This is a genomic window from Echinicola sediminis (genome assembly GCF_054777495.1).
The window spans coordinates 84152-101115 of record NZ_BAAHAP010000002.1 but is presented as its reverse complement, the minus strand read 5'-3'; the positions used below and the strand labels follow the sequence as shown (position 1 = coordinate 101115).

Below are 16964 nucleotides of genomic sequence, written 5' to 3'. Positions count from 1 at the left end.
GGCCTTTTTTCTCTTTTTTGTGCCTTTGATCATTATTCCAGGGATCAGCCATTTGATCTGGTGGGTATTTCCCAGCCAGCAGATGAATGTATTGGTCCTGGATAAAACCGTTTCTGATGAGGAAAGGATCGAACATCGCTCTATTTTCTGGACGCTAAAGCACCTTAAGATCAGACGCAAAGACAACGAGTTTTATCAGCACAAAAAAGACTATTTAGGTTTCTATCCGCAAAAGAACGGTCAACACAAAATAAAAAGCATCCATCAGTACAGTAAGGAGGATGTCGAGAAGTTAGTGGACCAGCTTGACCTCTTTTATGTTTCGGATACCTATGGTGTTTATGAAGCTGATTTCAGGGAAGAAGACCGGCAGGAATTTTCCAATAAAATATACGGTGGCCTCAACGCAAAGGAACTTGAGCTGATAAAAAGGGTGATCGATGAAGAAAAAGTTCTGGTGGCTGAATTCAATACCATTGGGGCCCCCACCCCCCTGAAGCAGCGAACAGAGTTTGAAGAACTGATGAAAATCAAATGGTCAGGTTGGATAAGCCGCTACTTCGATGAAATGGACACCCTGATCAATGATGAACTGCCCAAATGGCTGGTAAGAAATTATAAGAAACAACATAATGGGGAGTGGCCGTTTATCGGCTCAGCTCAGGTGTTTGTCAGTGAAGCCGGCAGGATAGAGGTATTGGAGCATAAAAAAGATGTGCGCAACAAGGTTCCCAAAATCATGTCCACTTTGGACAGTCAGGAAAAGTACGATATTCCAAAAGAAACCCAGTACCCTTATTGGTTTGAAATTATCCGGATAGACAATTCTTACGAGGTCATTTCTTATATTGATTTGGCAACGACCAAAGCAGGGCTGGAGAAGCTTCAGGCCATGGGCCTTCCCACTTATTTTCCCGCCAGCATCGTCCGAAAAAACGGCAGAGGGAAAATATTTTACTTTACCGGAGATTTTTCAGACAATCCTGTTCCCATGTCCTCCTCACCATTCTATGGGGTTCCTTTTCTTTACAAATTGCTCAATGAAAGTTCGGATTATTCCAACAGGACCTCCTTTTACTGGAACTATTATTTTCCATTAATGAAAATAGTCTTGGCCAATGAGGAGGAAGACCAATAGGGCCTATTTCGGAAGCAGGGAATTGTTAGTGATCACATAGGCGTCTTTTCCTTTATACTCCTCAAATGCTGCCCGCATTGGGTCGTATTTCTCCCGCATTTGAACCGGCTCGATGTACAGGTTTTCCATGATTTTAAATAACTGATCATCCGACATGAAATACTCGCCGTCAATATAATCTCCAAACTGATACTTGTTACGCATCAAAGCGTGACTCACATGCGATTGAAACTGGGCTGCCGTATCCAAGACATATCCCCTCCAGGCCACGGTGTCAGGAAGCTGTAAGCTTTGGTATTGGTCAAGATAGGCCAGCAGACTTGGAGCCACCTCAAAATGCGTATTCACCGCCTCCATTGTTTTGGGTCGTTTAATATTAGGGGAGTAGATCAACAGCGGAACATGAAAACGGTCAATTTTGGTGGACATGGGAATCTCAGGAAGCCTGTGGTCACCGGTGATGATGAAAATCGTGTTTTCTGCTTTAGGCCTTTTTAAATATCCCTGGAAAAACCCTTTTAACGCATCATCTACATAGAGAATACTGGCCAGCTCTTTTTGGTATTTACTGAGGTCAATCGTCGGGTGCTTATAGCGCTTTTCCGCCAGAAAATCCTGGAACTTTTTATTGTAAAAAGCCTGATCGGGTACCGTAAAAGGGGAATGGGAAGACATGGTTTGAAAGATATTCACCTGCGGTTGGTTGGTGACCGGCAACTTTCGTAACCCATTGGAGAACGTTTCCTTATCGGCATATCCCCAAGAAAAACCTGAGACATCAGGAGATTTATCAAAATCCGGGTCAAAATCATCAATGTCCACCAAAAGGTCTATCTTTTGATAATTCAAGAAAGCCTTCGCATTGTCAAACTCCTCATCCGCACCGATGAAATAGTTGACCTGGTACCCGTTTTCCTTTAATATGGACAGCAAGGTTTCGTGATATGGAAAAGGATCGACTTCCATAAATCCGTTTTGCCCAAAGGGCAGGGATCCAAAGAGCCCGGGAAGTACCCCAAAAGTCCTTCCTGTAGTAGAAAGCGTATTTTCCCAGTATAGGCCATGTTCACTTAATGAATCCAAAAAAGGCGTCCAACTGCCCAAATAGGCATTCTTACCAGAATAAGCTTTCCCTAAGCCTTCCACGACCACAAATACAAGATCGGGTACTGTATCAAACTCGTGGAAAAACGTTCCCAACATATCCGGATACTCATTGAGATGCAGAAAAGGGTAGTTGGGATCGAGAAAAGTTTTTTGTACCAACGCATTTTCGTTTCCTTCAGGAGCAAGGTAAAAATCGAAATAAATATTTTGGGAGGTCGAGAAATATTCATAAGCCTCTTCATAAAAAAACAATGACTTGTTGTCTGCCAGGTTTTCCTCTAGCCCGGTAAAATCGGAAGATTTGCCGACAGGCACGAACAGTAGTACAATAAGGACCATATAAGAAAGGATGGAAAGTAAGTACACCGTCCGAGACCTGAACTTAAAGTACCTGCCCAAGCCGAACAAAAGGTAAAACAGCACCAATATGATCACTAGCCCTGCCAAATTGGTGGCATTTAATGCCCCTGCGGCCTGAACGGTTTCTTTGAGATCCTCAACCGAATAGGTGAACAGGTCGGCCCCAAGTGGAACCAAAGTTTCTGAAAAATAAAATACCAATCCCAATTGGCTGATAACCAACAAGCTTAACATCAAGCGGTAAAGAAAATAGGATAAACCGGGGAACAGCAGGCCGGTAAAACCCAATACTATAAAAAATACCCCAACAGTATACAAGCCCCATTCTAAAGTATTCAGAAAATTCAATAAAAAGATTTCGTATTGATTATCAGCACTTATGCCATGCTCAGAACTGATCCAGAGCACCTCAAAAAGACTCACAAGAATTAAAAGCAATAAGAAACACGTGCTGATTTGCCAGAATTTAATCAAATTGCTCGTAATATTGTTGACCAGATTCGATTTGATGACCGCTTTTTGGCTCATTTCGTTTTTATTATTATTGGTTTTATCCGTCGGATTATTCGACGATACTGAAATAAATTTCTCTGCAAAATAACTATATTGTAAAATAAACTGGAAGTCAAAAATGAATAAAAGTTCCTTAATCAAAGAACTCTTTGCAAATATAAAAACTACTGGAGCAGTAACTTTTAGTTCCAAATCCCTGGTGAACAAAATGCTTTCCTTTGCCAATTTTAAAGGAGCCAAGATTATCGTCGAGTTGGGTGGGGGAGATGGCAGCATCACCCGCGGTATTATCGATAGGATGGATAAAGATGCCCAACTGTTGGTTTTTGAAATCAGCAAGCCTTTTTGCGAGAACCTGAAAAGAAAATTCCCACAGAAAAATGTACAAATCATCAATGATTCTGCGGAAAACCTTGATCGATACATAGAAGGAGCAAGCGCCGACCTTATCCTGTCCTCCTTGCCCTTCAGCCTCATTCCAAAGGAGTCGCGTAACGAAATCTATAAAAAGAGCCGGACACACCTTAGCAGTGACGGTTTTTTTATCCAAATCTGCTATTCCTATCTGCTCAAATTCCAATTTGCCGAATACTTCCAAAGTATCAGAACGGCTTTTACCTTAAAAAACTTTCCGCCGGCATTTATCATTATCTGTAGCTGATTTCTCCTACTTATCCGGTATAAAAGAGCTTCCTTTTAATTTTTGAGACATTCTCTGTCATCGGCTTTTTTGGTTCGTTTTATAAAGGTAACTTGATGTCCATGAGTAAGGATGTATTCAAAGGAAGAGGAGCCAGCATCAGTCCGGCAAATCCCTACCTGAAGCGTAGGGAGGTAACGGATCATCTAGAGGGGATCGATGAGGAGAAGTATTTGGATAGGCCGACAACCAAGTATTACAAGGAACATACTGTCGGCGCACTGAGCAAAAACGACAGTCCAGATCTGCCACTCAACTATTCGGTAAATCCCTATCAAGGCTGTGAGCATGGCTGTATTTACTGTTATGCACGAAATTCCCACCAATATTGGGGATTTGATGCAGGCCTGGGATTTGAGACCAATATTATGGTGAAAACAAATATCGTTGAGGTCTTGCGCAAGCAATTTCTGGCCAAAAAATACCAGCCCTCGCCCCTCATGCTTTCAGGCAACACTGATTGTTATCAACCTGCAGAAAGAAAATATGGGCTAACCCGAAAAGTATTGGAACTCTGTCTCCAAATGGGCCATCCTGTAAGTGTCATTACCAAAAACAGCCTGATACACCGTGATCTTGACATCTTGGAGCGATTAGCGCAAAAAAAGCTCGTTCATGTATATTTCTCAATCAACCACTTGGACAGAAAGTTAAAGTCCGTTTTGGAACCTCGGACGGCTACCGCTGAGAAAAAGTTAATGGTGATGCGGGAATTTACTGATGCAGGCATTCCATGTGGTGTCATGGTTGCCCCTATAATTCCTGCACTCAACTCCGAGGATATACCGGCCATTATCAAAAAAAGTGCGGAAGCAGGGGCCTTGGCAGCTGGATATACCATTGTTCGCCTGAATGGAAACGTCAAAGCTGTTTTCACCGACTGGATACAAAAACATTATCCAAACAGGGCAAACAAAGTTCTTTATCAAATAGAAGCTGTCCATGGCGGCAAGCTGAACGATACAGAATGGGGAAGGAGAATAAAAGGGAGTGGACAATTTGCGGAAATGATTGCCGCCATCTTCAAATCCTCCAAGGCGAAATACCTTTCAGGACGTTCCATGCCTGATTTTGATTTGGGTGCATTTATGCCCCACGGCCAAACCAGATTATTTTAAGCAGCAGCGAATGGATAATATATTAGAAATAGCTATTTTGGAAATGGGAAGGCAGAAAGCCGGTGAGCCCTTTGACCTCAAAGAGGTGATCAAATGGATCTATCCGCAGGACTGGAAACATTTCGAAGGAGACATTCAGCAAGCTGCCCAACAGTTAAAAGACAAAGGAAAAATCCAATTGCTCAACAAGACTACAATGACAACACTTCCACAAACCACAGTGAACAATATCCCATCCGGCCATGAGGTCACTACATTAGGAGCAGGCTGTTTCTGGTGCATCGAGGCTGTATTCCAAAGGTTGAAAGGGATAAAAGGCATCGTACCTGGCTATAGTGGGGGATTGATAGAAAACCCCAGCTATCAGGAAGTATGCTCTGGCACCACCGGGCATGCGGAAGTGATACAGCTTTTCTATGATCCTGCTGTCATCGCATTTCAGGATATCCTAGAGGTGTTTTGGGCCACCCACGATCCCACCACCCTGAATCGCCAAGGAGCTGATGTAGGCCCACAATACAGGTCAGCGATTTTTTATCATTCTGACGAGCAAAGGGTGATTGCTGAGGATTTTAAGCAAATGGTGGAAAAAGCAGAAATCTACGATAAGCCTATCGTAACCGAAATTACAGCATTCAGTAATTTCTATCCGGCAGAGAACTATCACCACAATTATTATGAAAGCCATAAAGGCCAACCTTACTGTCAGTTTGTGATCAGCCCCAAACTAAAAAAACTGGAGGGCGCTTTTGACAACCTATCCAAAAAGGAATAATTACCGTCAAGGCTCTTAAATAAACCCAAGGAAAATGCAGTATGCCCATTTTCTTAAGAGATCTTTGACCAGATCACTCTTCAATCGTATAACAAGCTGATAACCAAATAATCCTATTGGCTACCGCTGATCAGGCAAGCTTTCCATGTTCAGTTTAGCCATCAATGGACATCAATCCCCATCTTTTAAACCCTAGGGAATCCCAATAAAAGTCCTATTTTTAAGCAAAAGCCCAACGAATAGGAGAGGGGAGTGTTTACTTACTTTTATTTCTAACTTATGAGAACAAGAGCACAAGAATCAAGAGCAGCCATAGAAAGACTTTATATTACCATGCGACACCTTTTTATGAGGGGGGTGTATAAACCTTTAGGGGTTTCCGGTGAATCCTTGATCAGTGCACTTTACCTGTTAAGGCCCGAGATATATGGCTTGGTAACAGAAACTGAAAAAGTGGAATTGGACGGCTTGCTGTATGTGATGGAGAGGCTGCCGAGAGGTATTGAAGAATGCCGCTACATCAGGCTGATCAGTAGGGAGGGCTATGAAAATGCTGATTTTGAAAAACTCATTCCCTCAAAAAGAAGAAGGAACTGCTATCGGGTGGACAAGGATCAGATGTTTGTGGAGATGACCCGTGGAAAAAGTGATATTTATGATATTCTCACCCACCTTACTTTTTTGTACATCGAAGCAGAAAAAATCCGAAACAACAGTACCGATGGCAAGGGGCGGATCAACCTCAACTGGAAGATGCTTGCCGAAATTGTGGAAAAGGAAAAACACGGAGAACCTTATAACCATGAGGCGGCCTGTAGCTATCTCAGCCATATTACGGGAAGGACTTACGATGAAACCCATCGTGCGATGGAAAAATTCAATGCTTCCAGGAATTCTAATAGCCTGTTCTCCATCATCCATCATTTGGGCAAATTGTCGATAGATGAGGCTGTAAACAATAATGACAGGGAAATCTCTTTTTCCGCCACCTTAAGGGAACGGATAGGACATCATGTCTATGGTGAAATGTGGGCGCAAAATATTAAAAGTATCCTGGATGAAAACAACCTGCTTCACCGCCCCATCCATATCATCAGTGCCAATCTTCATAGTGTGGTCAATACCATATATGGGCACCAGGGACTTGGTCTGAACAGTTTTGAGGAAATTGAACAGGTGGTGCTTGATATCAGTGTCGGTGCCAAGAAAAACAAGCAAAAGGATATTTTGACCTATGCCGGCAAACATGGATTTATCCAAGTTCCCGATGTATCAGGAACCAATATTGGCGCACAGATCATTGACACGGCCAAAATGGATGAGGCGACCATCATTCCAGGAGTGGAGCTACCGAAGGATAGCAAGAAGAAACCCGTGATAGTTGTCATGGATTATGCTTTCGGTGAACAAGCTTATGAATGCTTTGATGAGCTGCTGAAACCGTTTGAAGCCGAAACCCAAATGGTTCCCCTGGATGTCGTTTCGGCTTCCATTATGGGAAAAGCAGGAATTTTGGAGGGTAAAAAAGGGGACCTGATGATTCCTGACAGCCATGTCTTCGAAGGCACAGCGGACAACTATCCTTTTAAAAACCATCTAAAGGCCAGCATCTTTGAAGGTTACGGTTTGGGCGTCTATGAGGGAGCCATGATCACGGTATTGGGAACTTCCCTTCAGAACAAAGATGTGCTCAGCTATTTTAGGGATTCTTCATGGAAAGCCATAGGACTGGAAATGGAGGGAGCGCACTATCAAAAAGCTATTCAGTCCGCCAGTAAAATACGGAGAAGTATTCGGAAAAACGTGAAAGTACATTATGCCTATTACGCCTCGGACAACCCTTTAAAGACAGGCAGCACACTGGCTTCGGGAAGTCTGGGCATGGATGGGGTAAGGCCCACTTATTTGATTACTTATAAGATTTTGGAACAGCTGTTTAAAAGTTAAAAGGGTTCAATATATCCTTTTTTGAACGGTCATAGCATTATAAATCAAAAAGAGATTTTTATATTTCATTGATTAGAAGTAGTTTTGGAAATAGATGAAATGGAAAATTTTCTTCGTATAATGGATTAGGTCCAAAAAAGGGAATCAATCAACGGAAAGGAATTTTTAAATTTAAGTTCACCCATAACCTCCTAACTTTCAAATCCCCTCTCTCTGATTGATAAATGACGAATGAATTAATTTATGGAAATAGTGACTTTCAGCAGTTTTAGCTTCAATGACAGCCTCCAAGAGGGTTTGGATGCTATGGGTTACAATAAACCCACACCGATTCAGCAACAGGCAATTCCTGAAATATTGGCGGGAAAAGACCTCATTGCCTGTGCCCAGACGGGGACAGGAAAAACGGCAGCCTTTATTCTGCCCGTTTTGAACAAGATTGCTGAAAAAGGTTCGAGCAAGTTAAACACCCTAATACTAGCCCCCACCAGAGAGCTGGCCATTCAGATTGACCAACAAATCCAAGGCTTGGCCTATTTTGTTGGAATCAGCTCCATTCCAATTTATGGAGGCGGCGACGGCTTGGTGTGGGAACAGCAAAAGAAAGCCCTGGAGCATGGCACAGAGATCGTAGTGGCCACCCCGGGAAGGCTGATTGCCTTATTGGCCAGTGGAAAGATGGACCTGTCCTCTTTGGAACACCTGGTACTGGATGAAGCGGATAGGATGTTGGACATGGGATTTTCTGATGATCTTTTGAAAATCATCACCTACCTACCGAAGAAACGCCAAACAGTACTCTTCTCCGCAACCATGCCGCCAAAAATCCGGCAGTTCAGCAAAAAAATCCTCAACCATCCGGTAGAGATCAACATTGCGATCAGCAAAACAGCAGAAGGTGTCAGCCAGTCTGCCTACCTGGCCTATGACAGCCAAAAGGAGGAGCTCCTCCAGCATATTCTGAACCAAAAGCCCTATGAGGCAGTGGTAATTTTCGCTTCCACAAGGGAAAAGGTCAAAAACATCTATAAATCACTCCGCAAGAAATTTGAGGTGGAAGCCTTTCATTCTGACCTCGAGCAGGTGGAACGGGAAAAAATCATGTCCCGCTTTAAAAATAAGACCTTAAAAATACTGATAGGTACCGACATTATTTCGAGGGGAATAGATGTGGACGGCATTGAACTGGTCATCAACTATGACACGCCAAATGATCCCGAAGACTATGTGCATAGGGTAGGGCGGACTGCCAGGGCTGACAAAAAAGGGGAGGCCATTACCTTTGTTAATGACAAAGACCTCTTTAAGCTCCATAAAATACAGCAATTGATCGGCATAGAGGTGGAGCGCACGCAACTCCCCGAAGGATTTGAGCAAGGTCCTGATTATGTGGAAAAAGCCCAAAAATCGAACAGAAACAAGGGTAACAATGCTTCCAAAGGGAACAACAGAATTAAAGGAAAACAGCAAAGGCCAAAAAATAAACCAAACAAGGCCAAAAGTGGCGATAAGCCTAAAAAGCAATCAACAAAGACCACTGAGACTGCTGCTAAGCCAACCAATAACTCCAATCAGGGTAAGTTTAGAACCAGATCAAACGTTAAAGAACAGGGGAATTAACCCTATTGCCAAAAGGCCTGCCCCCAAGTCAGGCCTTTATTTTTTAATAATATCATCATTTTTTATTATAAAAAAACTGAATAATTCCATTATTAATTTTTTAGTACCGAAATTATATTTCTAATAATTTATTTATAACAAGGATTTGTTTGATATTCTAATGCTATTACCTATCTTTATTTTAGTTCAAATCGAGTAAATACCAACACTCGAACAGGTATTGAGAGGCCACTGTCTGTCAACGGTTACTGAAAACAGCATTAAGGATAGCATTTTTTCCTTTTGTATTCAGGGAATAGAAATCATAACAGGTTTTACTAAGCCTGCCGAAGGAGTATTATAAAAGCCGGAGTGTTTTTTAATTGTTGAATCTTTTACCATGATTTTTGAAGTGCTCAAAATCATTGCTGGTGAGGTCAACCAGTATTTCAGTGAGTTAGAAATGGAAGATTCCGAGGTAATTCTCGAGAATGTAGCCATGATTGATTCCCAGCAAGATGGAGCTGAAGCCTTAAAAAACAAGGTTATTCTTTCCTTGATCAATCTAAGGGAAGAAATCACGCTAAAAAACTTTCCCAATCACCTTAAAGAGGGGGAACAGGTAAGCTATAGAAATCCCAAAGTCAATTTAAACCTGTTTCTGATATTTTGTGCCAACAGGTCTGTCTACAAAAAGTCCTTGAACGATCTATCAAAGATCCTTGAGCTATTTCAAACCAAGAAAGTTTTCACCCAGTCCAATACTACGTTTGACCGTGATTTAGATGAAATGAGTGCGGTGAAAAACTTCCGCTTTACCATGGAACTGTTCACCCCAACTTTCGAAGAGCTCAACTACATCTGGGGAACACTGGGAGGAAGGCAGTTTCCGTCCATTTTCTACAAACTCAACTTAATCGAAATAGATAGGGGACTTACTGCTTCAGAACAAACCGTTATCACCGAAATTCACCGACGATACAAACAGCAATAAACATGATAGCCTCTTCTATCTATAAGCCATTGATAAAGCTGAGCATCCATCACAACTATTTTTTAAATGATGGTGAGGAAACATTTTTTGATATGACCGATAAAGATAAAAATAGACAGTTGGAACTTTTTGACTTCGGTTCATTTATTCGAATAAAACCGACACAAGAGACCTCAAGACTAATTTCCGGCTCTAAAATGGTTTTTAAGCACTACAAGGACCACCTCCTTATTGCCCTAAAAGTGTCGGAAGATGATCACCGAGAACCCTATATAGCGCTTTCAAATGATGATGCTTTGGTATTTGCCATAACCATCCTTGATCCCTTTTTTGGAAACTACACCAAACTTGGAGCCACTGGGACAGCGTTAATGTACTTTACCAACAAAAGCCCTGATCTACCGGCTCCTGTTACTTTTGAAGCTATTCACAGGAATTCGGAAGCCAAAACCGTCAATGAAAACTTTCTTTTCATCGATGAAAATAAATTGGCATTACTGGAGCAAAACGGGTTTGCAGGCACTGCTCCTGATGGACTTATTAAACTCCATCTAAAAGGAGATAATGCAGCAATGAGTATTATCCAGAACAATGGCAAGCTAAAAAACAATTTGCCCCATTTCAAAATCCATTTTGAGAACCAAAAGACCATCTGGAAATACATCAATAATAAGGCTGGGTTTGAAGTGGAAACCAAACAGGAAAAACCTTTGACCCATTTTGGCTTTATTCAGCTGGAGCCCCCTTCCGACTTCAAGTCACCACCAGCAGACCTGGATAAGTATAAATTCCCCAATCCCAATGCCGGTCAAGTAAAAAAAATAGGCAATAAACTTTACTCAGAAATATTCATCTAAACATTTTTAATCATGGCAACAACATATAAAACACCTGGTGTTTACATCGAGGAAATCACGAAGTTTCCTCCATCCGTAGCGCAAGTAGAAACCGCAATACCCGCTTTTATCGGCTATACCAAAATGGCTGTGATTGATGGTGTTGATTACCACGCTGAAAGCATCGTAAAACCCATCAAGATCAGTTCCCTACCGGACTATGAGTTCTTTTTTGGTGCAGGCCCTGAGCCGACTACACTCGAAGTGAACCTCAACAGCGACAATACGGTCAAAAGCACGGTGGTAAACGGCATTAACCTGCTGTATGACTCCCTACGCATGTTTTATGCCAATGGAGGAGGTGACTGCTATATCGTTTCCGTTGGGGACTATAACACTGATGCAAGCAATATTGATAAACAAGCACTGTTGGATGGGCTGAAAACCCTGGAAAAAGTGGACCAACCCACCTTGCTGGTAATTCCGGAAACAGTACATCTAAGTGTTTCTGAAGCAGGAGAAGTACATGCTGCCATGCTGGGCCAATGCAACAAACTGCAAGACCGCTTTGCTGTAATGGATATTGTAAATGGGGACAAAGAGATCACCCCAACAACAGACCCCATCCAGGATTTTAGGGATAATGTCGGCATGAACTATCTAAAATATGGTGCTTCCTATTACCCTTGGATCAAGACCACCTTGCCCTTCAGTATCACTTATGATGCCATCATCAATGGCGATTATACCAAAGACGGTGCGCCTTTGGCAGATATCACCACTTTATTGAATCCTACCTTAGTGGGAGGGATCAATAAGATCACCACCGACATCACCGCTGCAGGGGCCATTTCAGCTCCTGCTAATACTGCTATTACCAACCGGACAGAATTGGCCACCTATGCAGAGGCACTGTTTGATTATTTAAAGGCCTTTTATGCTCTCAGTCCTGCGGACAATGATGCCAGCGACCCCAAAAACGCAGCCTTGATCCATCAGAGATACGTGGGACCAAATTCCAACTTCCAATCACTCGTGCAGACTTTTTACGATTACATCCATTTCAGCGACAATGCCAACAGTGCCGCCTCCATGCCCTCATGGACAGGAACCATTTTGGACACAACTGCCGGTAATGGATTCAATGCCGGGGAAGAATTCAACGGTTTGACATTGGCTGCTCCGGCAAATTCCAATGATATCTATACGGCGACACAAACAGCCGTCAATGCTGCCCCCCAATTTAAAAGCATAACCGGAAAGCTCACTTCACTGATCAACGAGTACATCACCGAACTGAAGGGCAGCAAAGAACTTAAAGTCGAAAGTATGGCGATGCTGGATCCGGTATATGCTGCCATCCTAAGTGCCATTCAGAAAAAGGGAGTGGTATTGCCTCCCAGTGGTGCCATAGTCGGCATTTACGCTGCCGTGGACAGTAACCGCGGTGTTTGGAAAGCTCCCGCCAATGTCAGCCTTACCGCCATCAAAGGTCCTACAGTCAATGTTACCCATGAAGAACAGGAAAGTCTCAATGTGGATGTGGACGCCGGTAAATCCATCAATGTAATTAGGACCTTCACCGGAAAAGGAACCATGGTCTGGGGAGCCCGCACCCTGGCGGGAAATGACAATGAGTGGCGTTACATTCCTGTCAGAAGGTTTTTCAATATGGCCGAGGAATCCATAAAAAAGGCCACAGAACAGTTCGTATTCGAACCCAATGATGGAAACACCTGGGTAAGGGTAAGGGCCATGATAGAGAATTTCCTGATTTTACAATGGAGAGCAGGTGCTTTGGCAGGTGCTAAGCCAGAACATGCCTTTTATGTCAAAGTAGGGCTGGGGCAAACCATGACCAGCCAGGACATTTTGAACGGCAAGATGAACATTGAAATAGGTATGGCAGTAGTACGTCCAGCTGAATTCATCATCTTGAAGTTCTCCCACAAAATGCAGGAATCATAGTGAGGACGACATACGAAGGCGAGGTACTAAGTGGGAAGGACGAAGTGGGAAGGACGAAGTGGGAATCCCATAAGTTCATGGGGCCTTTCAGAGATCCCTTACCTTAATTTTCAATAACTCAATTTTTCAATAACTAATAACACTATCATGAGCTATCCATTATCAAAGTTTCACTTCTCTGTACAATGGGGAGGAACAAAAATCGGATTTACAGAAGTTTCCGGATTGGATGTGGAAACGGAAGTCATAGAATATAGACATGGAGCAAGTCCGGAATACAGCAAAATCAAAATGCCCGGTATGCAAAAGTTCTCCAACATTACTTTGAAACGGGGCACTTTTAAAAGTGACAATGAATATTATGAATGGTACAATACCATCAACCTCAATAAAGTGGACAGAAGGGACATTACCATCAGTTTACTCAATGAAGAACATGAGCCAGTGGTAACCTGGAAAGTCAAAAATGCTTGGCCGCTCAAAGTCCAAAGCACAGACCTCAAAGGAGACGGAAATGAGGTGGCCATTGAATCCATGGAACTGGTCCATGAAGGATTATCCATCCAAAATGAATAGCGCATATGGCCACCTATTATCCTCCTTCCAGCTTCCATTTTATTGTGGAATTCACCGGTATAGATTCCAAAAGGCATGATCACGAATTTCAAAGTGTTTCGGGACTGTCAGTGGATATCGACACAGAAGAGTTTGCTGAAGGAGGGGAGAACCGGTTCAAGCATAAATTTCCTGTCAAGACCAAGTATCCCAACTTGATCTTGAAAAGGGGCATTTTAGCAGATTCTAAAGTCATTTCATGGTGCAGGGATGCTATCGAAGACTTTGAATTTAAGCCCATCGACCTGACCGTCAAACTGCTCAATGAAGAGCATGAGCCTCTAATGACCTGGAATGTGGTGCATGCCTACCCGGTAAAGTGGACCGTGGAAGATTTTAATGCCCAGGAAAGTAAAATGGCCATTGAATCCATCGAGTTGTCCTATAACTACTTCAAAACAATCATCTGATGCCCATAGAGATCAAAGAGCTGCATATCAAAATAACTGTGGACGAAGGCAAAACATCTTCTCCTACAGGTGCTGCCAAAGGAATGGACAAGCAGCAAATCATTTCGGAATGTGTAGAGCAGGTCATGGAAATTTTGGAAGCCAAAAAAGAACGATAAGTCATGAGCGAAGGTAAGTTGGAAAAATTAAAAATTGTGGCTTATAAGGATGCCAAATTCTCCGAAGAAGTCGACAACGGGGAGTTCACCACCCTGCTCAATCCAGAAAAATACAAATTCCAATATCGGGTAGAGCAAAACGAAGACCAGGCCTCTGGCACCAGTGCCGCTCCCATACGTTTTAACAAGATCCTTCCCCAAACCCTGGAGCTTGATTTTCTATTTGACCGTACCGGGGTCATCGCCGGCTACGAAGCTTCTGAAGACGGCGTAATCAACGACCTCGAGCATTTCAAAAAAGTGGTCTACGAATACAATGGGGAAAAGCACAAACCCAATTACCTGATGATCACTTGGGGCAGTCTTTTGTTCAAAGGTTACCTCAAGGAGATGGATATTGAGTACAAACTTTTCCGGCCGGACGGCACGCCCATCAGGGCATTAGCCACGGCCAAAATCGGTGAGTTCGTCGAGGAAGAGCTAAGGACAGCCCAGGAAAACAACCAGTCTCCTGACATGACTCATTTCCGTACCGTGAAGGAGGGAGACAGTCTGCCACTAATGGCCTATCAGATATACGGAGATTCTCGGTATTACCTGAGCGTAGCCAAAGCCAACAAGCTTACGAACTTTAGAAAGTTGGAAACCGGAATGGAAATTTTCTTTCCTCCCATTGAAAAAGCAAAGTAAATGAATAACAGCGGAACCATACAAACCAGCCAAAGTGTCGACAGAGTGACCCATAAGGTGCTGATTGAAGGTCAGGAAATTCCCGGAAGCTTTCAGGTAAAAAGCATTATGGTGAACAAAGAAACCAACCGTATCCCTACTGCCAAACTGGCCATCTTGGATGGAAACCCGGCTGAACGTGATTTCTCCGCCAGCAATGACGAGCTGTTCATTCCAGGCAAGGAAATCGAAATCACCGCTGGATACCATTCCGATGAGGATACCATTTTTAAGGGAATCATCATCAAACAGCAGATCAAAGTCAGAAGCAACCAGTTCCTGCTTCTGGTCGAGGCGAAGGATCAAGCGGTAAAAATGACCTTGAGAAGGAAAAACAACTATTTCTACGAATCTTCTGACGCCGATATCATGGAAGAACTTATTGGGGCCTATGCCTTGGACAAGGAGGTCGAAGCAACCAATACCACACACGCAGAACTGATTCAGTATGATGTTACCGACTGGGATTTTATGATGCTTCGTGCCCAGGCTAATGGATTAATTGGTCTGATCGATGATGGAAAAATCACACTGAAAAAACCAGACCTCAATGCTGAGGAGGTAGAAACGGTCACCTTTGGAGCCACTATGCTGGAATTTGATGCGGAGATGGATGCCAGAACCCAGGTTCCCAAAGTCATTTCCCAAGCCTGGAATCCTGCCAACCAAGAAATCCAGGAAATGGAAGGTACTGATCCTAATTTAGCTGCCAACGGCAACATAGAAGCATCGGATTTAGCCTCACTGCTAGATGAATCGGAGGTGGTTCTGAGGCATGGAGGAAATAAAATGGACAGCAGTCTACAGGACTGGGCGGACTCTAAATGGACTTTTCAGCAAATGGCCAAAATCAGGGGAAGGGTCAAGTTTCAGGGAATCCCTTCGGTTAAACCCGGGGCAATGCTGCTTTTGGAAGGAGTGGGGGACCGCTTCAATGGCAAGGTATTTATATCAGCCATCAGCCACCAAATTTCCGAGGGAAATTGGACTGTGGATGCCCAATTTGGTTTCGACCCCAACTGGTTCTCAGAGAGCGAAAAAAATATCCAATCACCACCTGCAGCGGGATTGACAGCTGCCATCAAGGGATTGCAGATCGGCATTGTCACCCAATTGGAAGGGGATCCAGACGGTGAGGACCGGATTTTGGTCAAATTGCCCATCGTCAATTCAGAAGAACAGGGAATTTGGTGCAGGCAAGCTTGCCTTGATGCGGGAGAAGAACGAGGAGTAAGTTTCCGGCCGGAATTGGAGGATGAGGTAATCGTTGGCTTTATCAATGAAGATCCCAATGATGCCATTGTATTAGGCTGCCTGCACAGCAGCGCGAAGCCATCCCCCTTACCTGGATCTGATGATAACCACGAAAAGGGGATTGTTACTCGCTCCGGTATCAAGATGATTTTCGATGACGACAAAAGCAGCTTCGTATTGGAAACACCTAATGGCAATAAACTTTCCCTTTCGGACGATGAGGGAGCCATAAGTTTGGAAGATGAAAACGGCAATAAGGTCATGATGAACGGCGATGGGATTACCATTGAATCGAGCAAGGATCTCAATTTAAAAGCAACCGGTGATATCAATGTCCAAGGGGTTAATATCAGCACCAAGGCAGATGCCCAATACAAAGCTGAGGGGGGCGCAGGAGCGGAACTGTCCACCAGTGCAGTAGCGGTTATAAAAGGATCATTGGTACAGATCAATTAGTGGAGGATTTAGTATGGAGTATTAAGTATTGAGTATAGAGTATTGAGTATGGAGTATGGAGAAGCAAGAACAAAGAGCAAAGAGGGAAACACTAATGGAAATAGATGCTGAGATACGAAGAGTATGGCATGTCCCGAGGGGCAAAAAAGTCCACAAATGTATGGGCGATTGGCAGTGTGGGAGTGTTCCCCCTTTAGGGGGCCAGGGGGGAGCTTAGCTAGTAGGAATTATTGAGAACAAAGAGTAAAGAGAGAAAAACTAATGGGAATAGATGCTGACATACGAAG

At 43.3% G+C, this 16964-nt stretch carries 15 protein-coding genes; 14 read left to right on the top strand and 1 reads right to left on the bottom strand.

Annotated elements, in window-relative coordinates; translation table 11 throughout:
• Positions 1-19 precede the first annotated feature (19 nt).
• A complete protein-coding gene (locus tag ACYVAA_RS01155; RefSeq protein WP_460538168.1) occupies positions 20-1138 on the top strand; it encodes a hypothetical protein in 1119 nt (372 codons plus the stop codon).
• 3 nt (positions 1139-1141) lie between these two features.
• On the opposite strand, the gene ACYVAA_RS01150 is transcribed toward ACYVAA_RS01155, so the two are convergent.
• Positions 1142-3133, bottom strand: coding sequence for an LTA synthase family protein (locus ACYVAA_RS01150; protein ID WP_460538167.1), 1992 nt, complete (start codon positions 3131-3133; stop codon positions 1142-1144).
• Positions 3134-3236: 103 nt separating this feature from the next.
• Between ACYVAA_RS01150 and ACYVAA_RS01145 the strand changes: the two genes are divergently transcribed.
• From ACYVAA_RS01145 to vgrG, 13 genes are all read left to right on the top strand, one after another.
• Entirely contained in the window at positions 3237-3779 is a 543-nt protein-coding gene (locus ACYVAA_RS01145) for a class I SAM-dependent methyltransferase (protein ID WP_460538166.1), read from the top strand.
• A 101-nt stretch (positions 3780-3880) separates the two neighbouring features.
• Positions 3881-4936 carry a PA0069 family radical SAM protein gene (locus ACYVAA_RS01140; RefSeq protein WP_460538165.1) on the top strand — a complete coding sequence of 352 codons (1056 nt, stop codon included), beginning with the start codon at positions 3881-3883 and terminating at the stop codon, positions 4934-4936.
• Positions 4937-4946: 10 nt separating this feature from the next.
• Positions 4947-5711 (top strand): peptide-methionine (S)-S-oxide reductase, encoded by a 765-nt coding sequence (gene msrA, locus ACYVAA_RS01135; RefSeq protein ID WP_460538164.1) that lies wholly within the window; start codon positions 4947-4949, stop codon positions 5709-5711.
• A 279-nt stretch (positions 5712-5990) separates the two neighbouring features.
• Entirely contained in the window at positions 5991-7658 is a 1668-nt protein-coding gene (locus ACYVAA_RS01130; protein ID WP_460538163.1) for a DUF6909 family protein, read from the top strand.
• Between the two features lie 243 nt (positions 7659-7901).
• Positions 7902-9278, top strand: a complete 1377-nt coding sequence (locus tag ACYVAA_RS01125) for a DEAD/DEAH box helicase (protein WP_460538162.1) — start codon at positions 7902-7904, stop codon at positions 9276-9278.
• 379 nt (positions 9279-9657) lie between these two features.
• Positions 9658-10251, top strand: coding sequence for a Pvc16 family protein (locus tag ACYVAA_RS01120; protein WP_460538161.1), 594 nt, complete (start codon positions 9658-9660; stop codon positions 10249-10251).
• A gap of 2 nt (positions 10252-10253) precedes the next feature.
• Complete coding sequence (locus ACYVAA_RS01115) at positions 10254-11108, top strand: hypothetical protein (protein ID WP_460538160.1); 855 nt, start codon at positions 10254-10256, stop codon at positions 11106-11108.
• A gap of 12 nt (positions 11109-11120) precedes the next feature.
• Positions 11121-13055 (top strand): phage tail sheath family protein, encoded by a 1935-nt coding sequence (locus tag ACYVAA_RS01110; RefSeq protein ID WP_460538159.1) that lies wholly within the window; start codon positions 11121-11123, stop codon positions 13053-13055.
• A 147-nt stretch (positions 13056-13202) separates the two neighbouring features.
• On the top strand, positions 13203-13631 hold the full coding sequence (locus tag ACYVAA_RS01105; RefSeq protein WP_460538158.1) for a phage tail protein: 429 nt from the start codon (positions 13203-13205) through the stop codon (positions 13629-13631).
• A 5-nt stretch (positions 13632-13636) separates the two neighbouring features.
• Positions 13637-14080: a phage tail protein gene (locus tag ACYVAA_RS01100; protein WP_460538157.1), complete on the top strand. Its 444-nt coding sequence runs from the start codon at positions 13637-13639 to the stop codon at positions 14078-14080.
• Entirely contained in the window at positions 14080-14238 is a 159-nt protein-coding gene (locus tag ACYVAA_RS01095; RefSeq protein WP_460538156.1) for a DUF5908 family protein, read from the top strand. The genes ACYVAA_RS01100 and ACYVAA_RS01095 overlap by 1 nt, the downstream gene beginning before the upstream one ends.
• 3 nt (positions 14239-14241) lie before the next feature.
• Positions 14242-14928 (top strand): CIS tube protein, encoded by a 687-nt coding sequence (locus tag ACYVAA_RS01090; protein WP_460538155.1) that lies wholly within the window; start codon positions 14242-14244, stop codon positions 14926-14928.
• Positions 14929-16677: a type VI secretion system tip protein VgrG gene (gene vgrG / locus ACYVAA_RS01085; RefSeq protein ID WP_460538154.1), complete on the top strand. Its 1749-nt coding sequence runs from the start codon at positions 14929-14931 to the stop codon at positions 16675-16677. It begins immediately after the preceding gene.
• Positions 16678-16964 lie beyond the last annotated feature (287 nt).